The 16477-nt window shown below is 32.0% G+C and carries 12 protein-coding genes; 7 read left to right on the forward strand and 5 right to left on the reverse strand.

Features of this window, described 5'->3' with window-relative positions; all coding sequences use genetic code 11:
• The first annotated feature begins 4 nt into the window (after positions 1-4).
• The 7 genes from ruvA to C7448_RS02620 all read left to right on the forward strand — a co-directional run bounded on the left by ruvA (position 5) and on the right by C7448_RS02620 (position 10713).
• The gene (gene ruvA, locus C7448_RS02590) at positions 5-586 is read left to right on the forward strand and encodes a Holliday junction branch migration protein RuvA (RefSeq protein ID WP_115899789.1); all 582 of its coding nucleotides are present in this window, start codon (positions 5-7) and stop codon (positions 584-586) included.
• A gap of 21 nt (positions 587-607) precedes the next feature.
• Positions 608-7693: a T9SS outer membrane translocon Sov/SprA gene (sov, locus tag C7448_RS02595; RefSeq protein WP_115900121.1), complete on the forward strand. Its 7086-nt coding sequence runs from the start codon at positions 608-610 to the stop codon at positions 7691-7693.
• 26 nt (positions 7694-7719) lie between these two features.
• Positions 7720-8100 carry a glycine cleavage system protein GcvH gene (gene gcvH, locus C7448_RS02600; protein ID WP_115899790.1) on the forward strand — a complete coding sequence of 127 codons (381 nt, stop codon included), beginning with the start codon at positions 7720-7722 and terminating at the stop codon, positions 8098-8100.
• A complete protein-coding gene (locus tag C7448_RS16075; protein WP_262510978.1) occupies positions 8066-8443 on the forward strand; it encodes a VanZ family protein in 378 nt (125 codons plus the stop codon). The genes gcvH and C7448_RS16075 overlap by 35 nt, the downstream gene beginning before the upstream one ends.
• 63 nt (positions 8444-8506) lie before the next feature.
• Complete coding sequence (locus C7448_RS02610) at positions 8507-9229, forward strand: energy transducer TonB (RefSeq protein WP_115899791.1); 723 nt, start codon at positions 8507-8509, stop codon at positions 9227-9229.
• 110 nt (positions 9230-9339) lie between these two features.
• Complete coding sequence (locus tag C7448_RS02615) at positions 9340-10083, forward strand: energy transducer TonB (protein ID WP_115899792.1); 744 nt, start codon at positions 9340-9342, stop codon at positions 10081-10083.
• Positions 10084-10131: 48 nt separating this feature from the next.
• Positions 10132-10713: an acyltransferase gene (locus C7448_RS02620; protein ID WP_115899793.1), complete on the forward strand. Its 582-nt coding sequence runs from the start codon at positions 10132-10134 to the stop codon at positions 10711-10713.
• Between the two features lie 124 nt (positions 10714-10837).
• On the opposite strand, the gene C7448_RS02625 is transcribed toward C7448_RS02620, so the two are convergent.
• Genes C7448_RS02625 through C7448_RS02645 form a run of 5 tightly spaced genes read right to left on the reverse strand, consistent with a single transcriptional unit; the run spans position 10838 to position 16477 of the window.
• A complete protein-coding gene (locus C7448_RS02625; protein WP_115899794.1) occupies positions 10838-12187 on the reverse strand; it encodes a mannosyltransferase in 1350 nt (449 codons plus the stop codon).
• Positions 12188-13678 carry a cellulose synthase family protein gene (locus C7448_RS02630; protein ID WP_115899795.1) on the reverse strand — a complete coding sequence of 497 codons (1491 nt, stop codon included), beginning with the start codon at positions 13676-13678 and terminating at the stop codon, positions 12188-12190.
• Complete coding sequence (locus tag C7448_RS02635; RefSeq protein WP_115899796.1) at positions 13678-14385, reverse strand: glycosyltransferase family 2 protein; 708 nt, start codon at positions 14383-14385, stop codon at positions 13678-13680. Before C7448_RS02635 ends, C7448_RS02630 begins: the two co-directional genes overlap by 1 nt.
• Positions 14386-14388: 3 nt before the next feature.
• Positions 14389-14865, reverse strand: coding sequence for a toxin-antitoxin system YwqK family antitoxin (locus C7448_RS02640; RefSeq protein WP_115899797.1), 477 nt, complete (start codon positions 14863-14865; stop codon positions 14389-14391).
• Positions 14855-16477, reverse strand: coding sequence for a 4Fe-4S binding protein (locus tag C7448_RS02645; protein ID WP_115899798.1), 1623 nt, complete (start codon positions 16475-16477; stop codon positions 14855-14857). The genes C7448_RS02640 and C7448_RS02645 overlap by 11 nt, the downstream gene beginning before the upstream one ends.

Below are 16477 nucleotides of genomic sequence, written 5' to 3' on the forward strand. Positions count from 1 at the left end.
CTGGATGATAACACAAATAAGGGGAAAGCTTGTGGAAAAAAATCCTACATACGCAGTTGTTGACTGTGGTGGAGTAGGATACTTAATGCATATTTCTTTAAACACATATTCATCATTACCAAACGATGAATATGTGTTGTTGTATACACACTTATCTATTAGAGAAGACGCACATACACTATATGGATTTTCAACGAAAATTGAACGAGAAGTTTTTCGATTGCTAACTTCGGTTTCTGGAGTAGGACCTAGTACTGCACGAACAATGTTGTCTTCAATGACTTCAGAAGAAGTTTCGCAAGCAATAGCTTCTGAAAACGTGAAACTAATTCAAACAGTTAAAGGTATTGGAGCTAAAACAGCACAACGAGTTATTGTTGATTTAAAGGATAAAGTTTTAAAAACTTTTGATGTAGATGAAGTTTCTGTGGTTCAGAACAATACAAATAAAGAAGAAGCGTTATCTGCTTTAGAGGTTCTTGGATTTGCGCGGAAGCAAGCTGATAAGGTAATAGGGAATATATTAAAAGAAACACCTGATGCAAGTGTTGAAATACTGATAAAACAGGCGTTAAAAAACTTATAAAAAAGGTTGGAAAAAGCAGTTATGAATAGATTACTTACAGCACTTACTGTTTTGGTAAGTGTTGTTTCGTTTTCACAAAGCACTCAAAAGGATAGCATTAATCCTGTTAAAAAAGATACTGTAATTCCCCTTAAATATAAATTTAAATACAATCAAAACGGAACACTTTACTTAAATAACCCTACTCAAAAAGTAGTTACTTATGATAAGGCATTGAATAAGTTTATGGTGGTCGAAAAAATAGGAGACTATTATGTTGGAACCCCTATTTTTATGACTCCTAAAGAGTACGATGAGTACCGTTTAAAAAATGATTTAAAAAATTACTTCAAAGAAAAAGTAGATGCTACTAACCCTAAAAAGAAAGGAAATGAAGCAGCTCGTAAGAACTTACTACCCAAATACTATGTGAACTCTAAATTTTTCGAATCTGTTTTTGGAGGTAATACTGTTGAGGTAAATCCGACGGGGCAGATAAATATTAAGCTTGGAGGAGTATATCAAAATAATGAAAACCCTCAAATTTCTGTAGAAAACCAAAGTAGTTTTACTTTTGATTTTGATCAACAAATTAGTGCAAGCTTACAAGCAAAAGTAGGTAAGAGATTAAAGGTGACAGCAAATTATGATACCCAATCTACTTTTGATTTTCAAAATATTATTAAGTTAGAGTATACTCCAACAGAAGATGATATCATTAGAAATATAGAGGCAGGTAATATTAGTATGCCTATTAAGAATTCATTAATTAATGGTGCACAATCGTTATTTGGTGTAAAAACTGAATTACAATTTGGAAAAACACATATAACAGCAGCTTTTTCACAACAGAATTCACAATCTAAAACGGTAGTTGCCGAAGGAGGAGCAACCATTGAACCTTTTGAATTACGAGCTTCTGATTATGATAATGATCGACATTTCTTCCTATCACAATATTTTAGAGAAAATTACAAGAAAGCTTTAGATAATTACCCGTTAGTTAATAGTCCTATAAATATTACAAGAATTGAAGTATGGGTTACGAATAGGAATCAAAATGTAAGTGATTACCGCAGTATTGTTGCTCTTGCCGATTTAGGAGAATCAGATGATGCAAACGAAGTAAATCCATCAGAAATTACAACAACACCTGGAGCCATATCAGTTAACTCTAATATTATACCATATAATGGGGTGAATAATTTGAGTTCCCTGTTAGCAACAAATTCAGGAGGAATTAGAGATGTTGCAACCATTGATGCTGCTATTAATGGTATTGGAGTTCCTGCACGACAAGGGTTTAACTACACCTATTTACAAAATGCTCGTAGGCTACAACCTAATGAGTTTAAGCTACACTCACAGTTAGGTTTTATCTCGTTAAACAGAAGACTGAACGATGGAGAAGTTTTAGCGGTGGCTTTTGAATATACTGTGGTAGGAGCCTCTAATAGTGAAACAGTATTTAAAGTAGGAGAATTTTCAAATGATGGAATTGTAGCTCCTGCAAATATTGCAGTTAAGCTATTGCGTAGTGAAATTTTAAATACTACAAGACCTGGAGATGATACAGAAGCATTTCCAACGTGGAGACTGATGATGAAAAACGTATATGCTTTAGGAGCTTTTCCATTACAACGAGATGGTTTCCGTTTTGAGTTATTATATCGTGATGATGAAACAGGAACCTTACAAAATACGTTGCAAAAAGCACAAACTCCTGGGATAACGGATAAACCATTACTACGTATTTTAAATTTAGATAAATTAGATCAAAGTGAATATGCAGTTACCAATGGAGATGGTTTCTTTGATTATGTTGAAGGGATTACAGTTAACTCTGAAAGAGGATACATTTTGTTTCCCGAACCAGAACCATTTGGTAATGACTTAAAAGATGAACTTACAAATCCTTCAGATCAAGATAAATATGTATTTGAAGAATTATACTTAACTACAAAAATTCAAGCAAAAAACGAATATCAAAATTTAGATAAATTCTTTTTAAAAGGATATTTTAAATCAGAAACAAGCAGAGGAATTTCTCTTGGAGCTTTTAATGTGCCTAGAGGTTCGGTACGAGTTACAGCGGGGGGGAGACAACTGGTTGAAGGAATAGATTATGTGGTAGATTACCAGTTAGGTCGTGTGCAAATTTTAGATCCAGGTTTAGAAGCATCTGGAATTCCAATTAACGCATCGGTAGAAAATAATACATTCTTTAACCAACAACGAAAAACATTTATAGGAATAGATGTTGAGCATCGTTTTTCTGAAGATTTTATTTTAGGAGGAACTTTTTTAAATGTTAGTGAAAAACCAATTACACCAAAGGTTAATTTAGGAGGAGAGCCTATAGATAATATCATGTTAGGTTTCAACTTAGACTATTCTTCAGAAGTACCCTATTTAACAAAACTAGCAAATAAATTACCTTTTGTTGAAACAGAAGCACCTTCAAATGTTTCGGTTAGAGCAGACATGGCATATTTGTTACCAGGATCTCCTAGTGGAATTAATGTAGATGGTACAGCAACTTCATATTTAGATGATTTTGAAGCATCACAAATACCAATTAACTTAAACTCACCACAACAATGGTTTTTAGCCAGTACACCAGAATCTCAAGGATTTGATGGAGGTACTTTTGGATTAGAGTACAATTACAAAAGAGGAAAATTAGCTTGGTATAATATTGACCAATTATTCTACGGAAGTGGAAATAGACCAGGTAATATTGACGAAAATGAACTATCGAGAGATGAAGTACGTCAAATACGTTACAATGAGTTGTTTCCAAATACTGACTTAGATATCACACAGCAAAATTTAGTAAGAACTTTAGATTTAGCTTACTATCCAGCTGAAAGAGGTCCGTATAACTATAATGAGAATGCAAATACTGTAACATCTGAAGAACGTTGGGGAGGTATTATGCGATCATTAACCACAAACAATTTTGAACAAGCGAATGTTGAGTACATTCAGTTTTGGTTAATGGATCCATATGAAAACTATTCAATTACAACAGAAGAAGGTTTGCCATCAGGAGTAAATCCAAATGATCCAACTAATCAGGTAGGGAAATTATTTATAAACTTAGGTAATGTTTCCGAAGATATTTTAAAAGACGGAAGAAAACAGTATGAAAATGGACTTCCCGCTGATGGACAAAAAGCAGATGGAGGAAACGTTCAAACCTCTATTTGGGGAGATACGCCAATTAATCCATCAATTTTATATGCTTTTGACTCTAGTAATGATGCAAGAACTAATCAAGATATTGGTTTAGATGGGTTAAGTGATGAAGAAGAAAGAATAAAATTCCCAGCATTTGCAGGACTAGATGACCCAGCAGGAGATAACTTCCAGTTTTTTAGAGGAGGGGCTATTGAGAGTACAGATCCATCAGTTTTATCTCGATATAAAAACTTTAATGGAACAGAAGGAAACTCACCAACTGCCAGTCAATCTGGAGAGTCGTACCCAACATCATCTACTACATATCCAGATACGGAAGACATCAATAAGGATCAAACAATGAATCCTGTAAATAGTTATTTTGAGTACGAGGTTTCATTAAATAAAACAGATTTAATAGTAGGACAAAATCATATTATTGATGAGAAAACACAAAATGTAACCCTGTTAAATGGAGCAACAAGAACTACCAAGTGGTATCAATTTAGAATTCCTGTAAGAAACGTTACTGATGCTCAAAAAATTAATGGAATTACCGATTTTAACAGTATCCGTTTCATACGAATGTTCTTAACACAGTTCAAAATGCCAGTAGTACTACGTTTTGGTGAGTTAGAATTAGTAAGAGGAGACTGGAGACGTTATACAAAAACATTACCAGATACAAGCATTCCTCCTGAAGATTTGGATGCAGACGAATTAAACAAATTTGAGGTAGGAGTAGTAAGTATAGAGCAAAACCAAGACCGTTATAAACTGCCACCTGGAATTCAAAGAGAACGTTTACAAGGAACAAACAGAATTCAACGTCAAAATGAGCAATCAGTTACCTTAAAAGTAACTGATTTAGAAGCAGACGAGGTTAGAACTATTTATAAAAATATTAGCATTGATATGCGTAGGTATAAAAAGCTACGTATGTTTTTACATGCTGAAAATCAAAATAACGCAACAGGTGCCAATGATGATGAAATGGTAGCTATTATACGTTTGGGTACCGACCTAAACGATAACTACTATCAAGTAGAAAAACCTTTGAAATTATCTACTTCAAACGCATCGTCTTTAGATGTTTGGCCTAAAGAGAATAATTTAGATATTCCTTTAGAAGAATTAGCAAACTTAAAAATAGAAAGGCCAACAGGTAGTAACCTTACTGATGTATATTCATCAACAAGCTCTAATGGATTAAAAATTTCTGTGAGGGGTAATCCAACTTTAGCACAAGTAAGAACGGTAATGTTAGGAGTAAAAAATACTGTTGCTGATGATAAAACTGTAGAAGTTTGGTTTAACGAATTACGTGCCATTGGATTCGATAATAAAGGAGGTTGGGCAGCTGTGGTAAATGCAGATGCTAATATGGCCGATGTATTAGATGTATCATTAGCAGGGAGAATGTCAACCATAGGTTTTGGTAATGTAGAAGATCGTGTACAACAAAGAAGTATTGAAGAAATAAAACAATATAGTGTAGCTACTAACATTCAATTAGGTAAAATGATGCCTAAAAAATGGAACATGCAAGTACCGATGAATTATAGCTATGGAGAAGAGTTTAGAGACCCAAAATACGATCCACAATTTCAAGATGTAGAATTAGAAGACGCTATTGATAAAAACCCTAATAGTAAAAATGCTCAAGACTATACACGAAGAAAGAGTATTAGTTTTATCAATGTAAAAAAGAATAGAAACCCAGAGAGTAAGAAGAAACCTAAGTTTTATGATGTAGAAAACTTCTCTGCTTCGTATGCACACAGTGAAGAGTTTCATAAAGATTACAATATTGAGAGCTATGTGAATACAAATGTAATGGCTGGGGCTAGTTATAATTTCACTTTCGTTCCTTTTAGTATAGAACCATTTAAAAAATCAGAAGGATTTAAAAGTAGATACTTACAATTTATTAAAGACTTAAATTTTAACCCAGTACCAAAAACAATAGCATTAAACTCACGAATTAATAGAAATTATAATAGTCAACAATCAAGGAACTTAATTATTGACCCTGTAAACCCTTTACCTGCACAACCTGAATTAATCCAACGAAGGTTTTTATTTAATTGGGATTATACAATTGGTTTCGATTTAACAAAATCACTACAACTAAACTTTAATGCTGCTAACAATTACATTTATGATAGTTTTGGAGAAGATGAGAACTTAGAAGTGTACGATCAGTTTTTTGATATAGGAAGGCCAGATAATTATCATCAGAAGTTAAACGCTACCTATAAGTTACCACTAGATAAGTTTCCTTTTTTGAACTTTATAAATGCAGATTATGGGTATACAGCTGATTTTGATTGGAAAGCAGGATCACAAAGTTATGTTGAACAAGTTGGAAACATGATTCAAAATGCCAATACACATAATTTAAACACGAATATAGATTTTGGCCGCTTTTATAAAATTGTAGGAGTAGATAAACTATTGTTAAAGGGAACAAAAAAACAACCTACTCAAAGGGGAGCAGCTACCTTAGGAGGAAATCAAGTAGCACAAAAAGCAAAGCTTAAAAAGAAAGCTACTTTTGGTCAGAAATTAGGGAAAGGGGTTTATGATGTATTAACATCGGTAAAGAGAGCAAAAATTAGTTATTCTCAAAATAACGGAACCTTATTACAAGGGTATAAACCTTCGGTTGGTTTCTTAGGAAGAAATAGTTTTGATGGAGGTTTAGCTCCAACCTTAGGGTTTGTATTTGGTAGTCAAACAGATATTTTAAACACAGCAATTGAAAATGGCTGGTTAATTACTAGAAATTCAGGAGATGAATATTATAGTAAGAATTATGCTAAAACAAGGTATAAAAAACTAGACTATAACGTATCTGTAAAACCTTTTAGAGATTTAACTATTGATTTACGAGGAAATAGAATTCAAACAAGCAATTTAACACAACAGCTAGATGTTGTTTCAAACGGTAGTGGAGGTTTTGAGCAAGATCCCAATATTAAACCTTTTGAAACAGGTAATTATAGCATTAGCCATTTTATGTTAGGAACTATTTTTACTGACAATGAAACACTATATCAAAACTTTTTAGACTATAGAAGTACCATTTCAGGAAGAATAGCTAATGAGAAAGGAATAACTGCGAACGATGTTGACCGCGGCAATAATAACCCAGGTTTTAAAGAAAATGGGCAACAAGCAATGTTACCAGCATTTATTGCGGCATATTCAGGGAATAGTCCGACTTCAGTAAGTACAGGCATCTTTAAAAATATTCCAATTCCTAACTGGACATTACGTTTTAATGGATTTATGAAGTATAAATGGTTTAAGAAAAACTTTACTTCGTTTACCCTGTCCCATGGCTATAAATCGTCGTATACAATAGGTAATTATACCAATAATTTACAGTACGATTCAAATGCACCAACAAATACAAATACTTCTGGTAATTATCAATCAGAACTCTTAATTTCGTCCGCAACTTTAATTGATGAATTTTCACCATTAATAAAAGTAGATTTTAGAATGAAAAATTCAGTTTCATTCAAAGGAGAGGTAAGAAGAGACAGATCGTTAACATTAAATTTTAACAACAATACTTTAACAGATATAAAAGGAACAGAATATGTTTTAGGATTTGGATATAAGATTAGAGATGTTAAATTTGTCACCAGATTTACAGGAAAGAAAGAAACCTTAAAAGGAGATATAAATTTAAGAGCTGATATTTCGTTAAGAGACAATTTAACGTTGATAAGAAGTGTAGATGAAGAGAATAGTCAGATTACAGGAGGCGAGACGTTATTTGGATTAAAATTTATTGCTGACTATAATTTAAGTAGCAATTTAACAGCATCCTTTTATTATAATCACCAAACGTTTGAATATGCAGTTTCTACAACTTTCCCAAGACAATCTATTAATGCAGGAATTAATTTAGTATACAACTTAGGAAATTAAAACAAACACAATAAAAAATAATTACAATGAACATTCCATCAGAATTAAAGTACACCAAAGACCACGAGTGGGTTAAAGTAGAAAATGGTGTAGCAACTATTGGTATTACTGATTTTGCACAAGGAGAGTTAGGAGATATCGTATACGTTGATGTAGATACATTAGATGAGGAATTAGACGCTGAAGAAGTTTTCGGTTCAGTAGAAGCAGTAAAAACAGTTTCAGATCTTTTTATGCCCTTATCAGGAGAAGTAGTAGAATTTAACGAAGCATTAGAAGACGAACCAGAATTGGTAAATTCAGATCCTTATGGAAATGGGTGGATGATAAAAATAAAATTATCAGACGATTCACAAGTAGCAAATTTATTAAGTGCTGAAGCATATCAAGAACTTATTAAAGGATAAACTAACCATAATAGCAATACTAATAACCATAAGTATTGCTATTATTAGTTTAATCAAACTAGGAAAAGCACCTATACAAATTAACCATTTAGATAAGCTAGAGCATGCTTTCGCTTATTTTGTGTTAAGTTTGGTATGGTTATTAGCTTTAAGAACAACAAAAATTAATAAATATATTATAGTTTTTTGTTGTTTTTTTTACGGCATAATTATTGAGACTCTACAAGTTACAACCACGTCATATAGATCAGGAGAGATTTTAGATATATTAGCAAACACGACGGGTATTTTAATAGCTTTCATTGTTTATAACTCTTTTTTTAAGAAAAATAAAGCTATTTAAAGATTAAGCTTGTAAAAGTTGAAATAAATTAATTAAATTAGCGAACTATTAAAAACATTTAGGATGGAAATCAAGAAAAATCCAAAATCAAACTTAGAAAACTATAGTAAACTATTTATGCAAATAGGTTTGGTTTTAGCTTTATTTGTAACGTATGTTGCTATTGAGAATAAGACATATGATAAAGAGTATGGAGAGTTAGGTATGGCTAACATGGCTTCTGACATTGAAGAAGAAACTATTGAGCTTCAAATTGAGCCACCAAAGCCAAAACCAAATACACCACCACCACCAGCTCCTGAAAAAATTGAAGTAGTAGAAGACGAGGAAGAAATAGAAGAAACAGTTATAGAATCTACTGAAACAGATGAATCTGAAGAAATCATAGTTGAAGATATTCAAGAGGTTGAAGAGGTTGAAGAAGTAGTAGAAGATGTACCTTTCGCTATTATTGAAGAAGTTCCTGTATTTCCAGGCTGTAGTGGAACAAAGGCTGAAAAGAAAGCATGTTTAAACAAAAAATTGCAGAGACATATTCAACGTAATTTTAATGCAGAACTAGCTAATGAGTTAGGATTATCTCCAGGAAAGAAAAGAATCTATGTTCAGTTTAAGATTGATAAAGATGGTTCTATCACAAATGTAATGGCTAGAGCTCCGCACCCAAGGTTAAAGAAGGAAGCAGAAAGAGTTGCTAGAAAGATACCTAAAATGAAACCTGGTAGACAAAGAGGTAGAGCAGTAAGAGTAGGTTATACATTACCAATTACATTTAATGTAGAATAGTAACAACCACTTTAATAAAATAAAAAAAGAGCAATCCAATTCGGATTGCTCTTTTTTTTATTGGCACGTTTCTTGTTTTTAACAAAGCATTAACATAAAAATATAGTACTATGAAAACACCTAAGAAACATGCTAAAAAGCAATTAGAAAAATTCTCAACTATTTTTACTCAACTAGGCTTAGTATTAACGTTGTTTGTAGTTTTTCTTGTTTTAGAACACGAAACAGCGAAAGACGCAGCAATAGTTGAACCTACTAATGCACAGGTTTATGAGAAAGTTTATACTTTCGATACCCCTGTTATTATAAAAAGAGAAGTAAAAGAAATTGAAAAACCCAAGAAAGAGCGTGTAATTAAAGAGGTATTTAAACCAGAAGTGGTGGATAATAATGCGAAAGTTACTACCGTAATAGATTTGCCTACAGAAGCAACACCTCTTGATATTGATAAAATTCCAGAGTCAAAAGAAATAGAAACTATAAAAGATAGTGATGACCCAGTATCAATTAATAATGTACAAAATACTCCTGTTTTTAAAGGGTGTGAAGGATTATTGGAAGCAGAAAATAAGAAATGCTTTGAAAGAAAAATGCAACAGCATATACAACGTAATTTTAACTCAGAACTAGCACAAGAAGTAGGATTAAACTCAGGAAAATATAAAATAATAACTCAGTTTATTATTGATAAAAAGGGAGACGTGGTAGATGTTAAAATTAGAGCTCCACATTTTAAACTAAAAAATGAAACTGATAGGGTTGTAAACAAAATACCAAAGTTTACTCCAGGAAAACAGAATAATAAAGAAGTAAAAGTAAAATACACGTTACCAATTACTTTTAAAGTAGAATAAAAAGTAAAAACTCAACCAACTGGTTGAGTTTTTTTACTTTTGTTACATATGGATACAAATAAAACGTTTTTTGCGCACGAAACAGCAGTTATTGATGACGGTTGTAAAATTGGAAAAGGAACCAAAATATGGCACTTTAGCCATATTATGCCAAATTGCACTATTGGAGATAGTTGTAATATTGGGCAAAACGTTGTGGTATCACCTCAAGTTGTTTTAGGAAATAATGTAAAGGTTCAAAACAACGTTTCTATATATACGGGTGTTATATGTGAAGATGATGTGTTTTTAGGACCTTCAATGGTTTTTACTAATGTAATAAACCCACGTAGTGCGATTAAAAGGCAAAATGAATACTTAAGAACCGTTGTGAAAAAAGGAGCAAGTATTGGGGCTAATGCAACAATTGTATGCGGTAATAATATTGGAGAATATGCTTTTATAGGAGCAGGAGCTGTAGTAACCAAAGAGGTACAACCCTATGCTTTAGTTGTTGGAAATCCATCAAAACAAATAGGATGGATTAGTGAGTATGGACATCGGTTAAATTTTGATGAAGATGGTTTTGCCATTTGCCCTGAAAGCGGAGAAAAATACAGCTTGAAAAACAGTAAGTTAAGAAGGCTTTAAGTTAAAGTTTGAAAAATGTAAAAAATTTTCAAAAAAAGTATTTGAGAAAAGAAAAATCTTATTTATATTTGAGCAGTGGTTTAAAAGCCACTTTCTTTTTCTTTTTCATAGCAATTTTTCCCACTCAATATTGAGTGGGTTTTTTTATGCCCAATTCCCAGATAAGAAACGAATATAAAAGCACATATTCTAGAGCAACAAACCAAAGGTTTTCTTTCCATGGAGAGTTGGCATAGGCTTGATAGCTTAAGATAACTACTAAACTCCACAATACAGTATAACGATATTGAGTAAATACCGATAAGATTAAAAGAGTTGCTATATACCAAGGGTGCATTGTTGTTGTAAAAAAATAGTAGAATGATAAAGCAAAAAGCATGCTTACAATTAACTGCTTTATAGATTTGTTTCTTCTGAAAAAAGTAAGAGTTAGTAAAAATAAAATAGTAAGAATGGGTATTGTTTTTCCAATGATAGCAATTTCATTATAGCCTCTAAAGAGATAACCGATTTCTCTAGCGACGTAATAAAAACTGGCATTAAATTCAAAGTTTCTGAACCATAAACCAACAGAGTTCATATAGTTTGAAACCAACTCAGAGGTATAAAAAGGAATAAAAAGTAAAACAACGGTCGAAATTACAACTAAATAAAAGAGTGTTAACTTTCTTACCCCTTTAAAAACAGAAACGTCACTTTTTACAAAACATTGAAAGAATAAAGGTAAAAAGAGAAATGGAATTAATTTTACCGAAATTGAACAAGCTAGTAATACAGCTGACCAAAACCATTTTTGCTGGTATAGCTTGTAAATAGCCCAAATCAGAAAAAATAACATTACAGGTTCAAAATGTAAATTGCCAGTCAATTCAATTATTACAAACGGATTTAAAATATACCAAAAGATATTTTTAATAGGTAATTGTAATCTTTCTAAGAGCTTCTTTCCGAAGTGTAAAATACCGATGTCAGCTAAGATAATCAGTACTCGCATTACAACAACACTTCCTATAATACTGTTTTTAGCAAAGAGGGCAGCTATTAAAAAGCATAACTGATTAATTGGAGGGTAGTTGGTGTAATGACTTCCGTTTAAAGCTCCCATTCCTTCATACAGTTCTGTAGCTTGGTTTATAGGGTAATTGTGTTGCTCAATAAATGTTTGAGGCAATGATAAATAAGGGTTTAATCCTTCAAAAATCATACGACCATCCCAAATAAACCGATAAAAATCTTGTGATAAATTCGGAATAGCAAAAAAGAAAATCAATCGAAATAAAATAGCAATTCCAGCTAAATAAGTAAACGATAATTGTTTACTACGTAAGATGAAGAAATAAGAAATAAATAACCCAATCCAAAGAAAAAGTAACTTATTAAACTCAGTACGTTCAGTAGTATAAGCAAATAAAAAATAAAGAACGACACTAACTAAAGTTAGTATAATTGAGCTGTATTTTTTAAGAAAAGACATTTATGCTTTTGAGAAAATCGATTTAAAAAATACATATCCGAAACCAACAAATAACATTAGGTGAAAAGGAAATAAACCAAAATCGCCTCCTTGATCTCCAACAGTAAAAGCACTATACATTCCAAAAGCAAAATAAAGCGCTAATAAACCTTCTATGATTACATGTAAAGAAGGTCTTTTACGGATGTATTTATTGTTTTTCCAGCTATCTTTTAAAGACTTAATATTGAATTTGGGTGTTCTTACGAATTCACTTTTTTTACCTAAATGACCTTCTAAAACAGCAATTGTATTGTGTAAAGAAAAGCCCATAGCGATAGAGAAAAAAGCAAAAAACGCACCTATGTATTTGATAAAGTTCCAAAAACCACCACCATAAGTTCTTTTATACATAAACCAATAACAGACAAAGAAAATAAGAGTACTTACAATGAAAAAGCTCATTACTAAAAAATAAATTTTTAAATGGGCATATTCATTTTTAATATATAACATAGGTATGCTTAAAACAGCGACTAGAAAGATACAGGTAAACATTGAACTATTTAGCAAATGTAGTGTTCCATGAAGCTTTGTTTTAAAGGGAATATTAGTACTTGTAATTATTCTCTTTAACATTTTTTGAAAATTCTCTGCTCCACCTTTATTCCATCGAAACTGTTGTGAACGAGCAGCACTAATAACCACAGGTAATTCAGCAGGGGTAACCACATTTTCTAGGTATTTGAATTTCCAGTTTTTTAATTGAGCGCGGTAGCTTAAATCCAAATCTTCAGTTAAGGTGTCACCTTCCCAGTTTCCAGCATCGTAAATGCATTTTTTACGCCATATACCAGCAGTACCATTAAAGTTTATAAAATGTCCTTGACTATTTCTTCCTACTTGCTCTAAAGTAAAATGAGCATCTAAAGCAAAGGCTTGAATTTTTGTTAAGGTTGAATAGTTTCTATTAATATGTCCCCAACGAGTTTGAACTACACCTATTTCAGGATTTTTAAAAAAGGGAACAGTTTCTAATAACCAGTTTTCCTTAGGTAAAAAATCGGCATCGAAAATAGCAATGAACTCACCTTTTGCTGTTTTCAACCCTTCTTTTAAGGCACCTGCTTTAAACCCTTGGCGATTTTTACGTCTAATATGTTGTATGTCTAAACCTGTTTTTTGAAGTTTCTTAACCTGTATAGCTGTGCTTTTAACTGATTCATCGGTGGAATCATCTAACACTTGAATCTCTAACTTTTCACGTGGATATTCTAGCTTAGCAATATTGCTTAACAAACGTTCCATTACGTACAACTCATTATAAACAGGTAACTGTATGGTTACATACGGAACATTTTTAATGTCAGATAAATGTAGTGTAGGTACATTTTCCTTTTTTTTCTGAGCTTTTAAATAATTGATAAGTAGGTTTAACTGTGCTATGGCATATAGTAATATGAGTACTAATGATATGGTGTATAGCGTAATTATTATGTATTCTAAAACCATTATTTAAAACTATATTTAAAGATCCAACCTAAAATTTTTACGCCGGCTAATATACTACCTTTTACAGTTCCTGAAACTTTTGAAACTCCAATTCTATTTCTGTATTTCATAGGGATTTCTGTATACGTTAATTTTTGTTTTAAAGCTTTTAGCTGCATTTCTACTGTCCAACCATACGTTTTATCTTCCATGTTTAAAGCAAGTAATTTATCATACTTAATAGCTCTAAAAGGACCTAAGTCGGTAAAAGTTGCACCAAAAAATAATTTCATTAAAGAGGTTGCTAACCAATTACCAAAAACTTGTTGAGGAGTCATAGAACCCTTTTCACGTAGTCGTTGTACACGAGCACCAATTACAAAATCAATATCATCATTTATTATTGGAGCTATAAGTTCGGTGAGTTGTTCAGGGTAATCAGAATAATCACCATCTAAAAAAACAACAATATCTGGTTTGTTGTTTGGGTTATTAATTGAAGTTGAAGCGATGCATTCCATTCCTTTTAAACAAGCATACCCATACCCTTTTCTATCTTCGGTTAGTACTGTAGCTCCTGCGGTTTTAGCATTAACTTCAGTATTATCTGTTGAATTGTTACTAATAACAATTACCTCATTTACTGTGGAAGGAATGTCATTAATTACATGGACAATAGAATCTTGCTCATTGTATGCAGGAATAATAACTTTTATAAGTGGATTCATTAATTATTTTAAGTCGTTGAGATTGTTTTCTTCTGCAAAAGAAGACAAATTATTCCATTCTTTTAATTTTACTCCTTCTTTAAACTTTATAGCTTTAGTTAGTTTATGTTTTTTATACAGTAAACAGTACCCGTTTTTTTTATTGTTTTTGATTTGACACTTTTGATAAATGGTTCCTTTATAGCTATAAAAAATCCACCATTTACTTTGAATACCATTAACAAAATGTCCTTCTTGTTCTCTAGAGGAATTTTCACGGTAAAAATACCAGTACTTTACAGGGAGATCGTTTTTAAAGCGTCCTTCTTTTTTTATGTTTCCATTTTTATAATAGAAAATCCAGTAATCAGTTTTTTGATTATTTTCAAGCCAGCCTTCTTCCTTTAGTGTTCCATTTTCATAAAATGATTTATGATATGTTTTCTGTCCGACTAAAGAGAAAGTAATAAAAAAGCATAGTATGAAAACATTATTTGTCATTTACTAGTTTCATTAAATCTACATCATTACCTAATAAAATTTCTGTTGGGTTTATACGCCCTTTTTCAGGACCGTTTTCTAATTTTAATACTCCTCTAGGGCATACTGCTGAACAAATTCCACATCCTACACAACTTGCACGTACAATATTTTCTCCTTTTTGAGCGTATGCACGCACATCAATACCTTGCTCACAATACGTAGAACAATTTCCGCAAGAAATACATTGTCCGCCATTGGTAGTAATTCTAAATCGAGACTTAAAACGTTGAACAATTCCTAAATAAGCAGCTAATGGACAGCCAAAACGACACCAAACACGATTTCCAAAAATTGGGTAAAACCCAGTGCCAATAACACCTGCAAACCAAGCTCCTATTAAAAAGCTGTAGGTGTCTTTAATCCATTGAGAGTTAATTCCGAGGAAAGATTGTGCTCCAGTAAAATAACAGTATAACGTTACAATGGTCATTATTAATGAAAACACTAAGACACTATGTATTAACCAACGCTCTAGTTTCCATGCGTTTAAACTTTTGTTAGAGTGCTGACGGTATGGGTCACCTAACGTTTCTGCTAAACCACCACAACCACAAACCCAAGAGCAATACCATCTCTTACCGAAGAAATATACCATTACAGGTACAATAACTAAAGTAAGTACAATACCCCAAACTAAAATGAATAAGCCTATAGCTCCACTATTTCTTAAACTATCTAAATTCCATTCAAAAAAGAAGTCATAATCTAACGGAAAAGCATTTTTAAAATCATAACCAGGCATATTTAAGCTTGTCATTATTTCTGGAATAAGAAAAGCAAATACAATTTGAAAGAATAATACAGAAGTTGTTCTAATGACTTGATATTTATTGTGTCTGTATTTTATATACATTCTTACTCCCATTGTAAGCATAATTACACAGTATAAAAAACCATATACGAACCACTGACTTGCTTCTCCGCCGTTTAAAAACTTGCTAATAGGGTCTAATATAAAAGTCCAGTTAACAACATAATCAGGAGAAAAATAAAGTAATAAGTAAAATACAACCAGATAAATTAGAACGAACCAAGCTACCCAACCTCTGTTAGTACTAGTGTCTAAATAAATACCATTATTTTTTATTCCTTTGGGTCCTAGTAAAATGAAATTAGGAAGTATAAATAATAGTGCTCCGAAAATACCTAAACCAAAAGTGAGTAACCATAATAAACCTGGGTTGTTTTTAACAAAACCATTTCCAGATTTTTTAGCTAATTCGTAACTTAAGGTGTGGGGTTTTCCATAAATTAAATATTGGTATTGTTCACCTTTTTTATCCCAGTTCTTTTCAGCATCGTATTTAGCGATTAAAGCATTATAATGATTGTTTGAAGCTTCGAATGCATTTCTAACTCGACTAGAAAATCCAAAAATATTCAAGTTCTCATCGGTAACGATAGCTTTGCTAAGTTCATTTTTTATGATTTCATTTTTGTACCCTTTTTCAGCAATAAATAAATCTAATTCTGATTGACTTAAATTAAAAGAGCCTGTAAAAATTACTCCTGAAAAAATGATTAACCCTATTAAGAATAGTAGTAAACCTGTTTGTTTTATTATTCTCAT

The sequence above is a fragment of the Tenacibaculum gallaicum genome, assembly GCF_003387615.1.
GTDB lineage: Bacteria > Bacteroidota > Bacteroidia > Flavobacteriales > Flavobacteriaceae > Polaribacter > Polaribacter gallaicus.

Excerpts from the sequence above, each read along its gene's own strand:
- C7448_RS02625 (WP_115899794.1), bottom strand. The coding sequence starts at position 12,187 with ATGTCTTTTCTTAAAAAATACAGCTCAATTATACTAACTTTAGTTAGT.
- C7448_RS02630 (WP_115899795.1), bottom strand. The coding sequence starts at position 13,678 with ATGGTTTTAGAATACATAATAATTACGCTATACACCATATCATTAGTA.
- C7448_RS02640 (WP_115899797.1), bottom strand. The coding sequence starts at position 14,865 with ATGACAAATAATGTTTTCATACTATGCTTTTTTATTACTTTCTCTTTA.
- C7448_RS02615 (WP_115899792.1), top strand. The coding sequence starts at position 9,340 with ATGAAAACACCTAAGAAACATGCTAAAAAGCAATTAGAAAAATTCTCA.
- sov (WP_115900121.1), top strand. The coding sequence starts at position 608 with ATGAATAGATTACTTACAGCACTTACTGTTTTGGTAAGTGTTGTTTCG.
- C7448_RS02620 (WP_115899793.1), top strand. The coding sequence starts at position 10,132 with ATGGATACAAATAAAACGTTTTTTGCGCACGAAACAGCAGTTATTGAT.
- C7448_RS02610 (WP_115899791.1), top strand. The coding sequence starts at position 8,507 with ATGGAAATCAAGAAAAATCCAAAATCAAACTTAGAAAACTATAGTAAA.
- C7448_RS02635 (WP_115899796.1), bottom strand. The coding sequence starts at position 14,385 with ATGAATCCACTTATAAAAGTTATTATTCCTGCATACAATGAGCAAGAT.
- C7448_RS02645 (WP_115899798.1), bottom strand. The coding sequence starts at position 16,477 with ATGAGAATAATAAAACAAACAGGTTTACTACTATTCTTAATAGGGTTA.
- gcvH (WP_115899790.1), top strand. The coding sequence starts at position 7,720 with ATGAACATTCCATCAGAATTAAAGTACACCAAAGACCACGAGTGGGTT.
- ruvA (WP_115899789.1), top strand. The coding sequence starts at position 5 with ATGATAACACAAATAAGGGGAAAGCTTGTGGAAAAAAATCCTACATAC.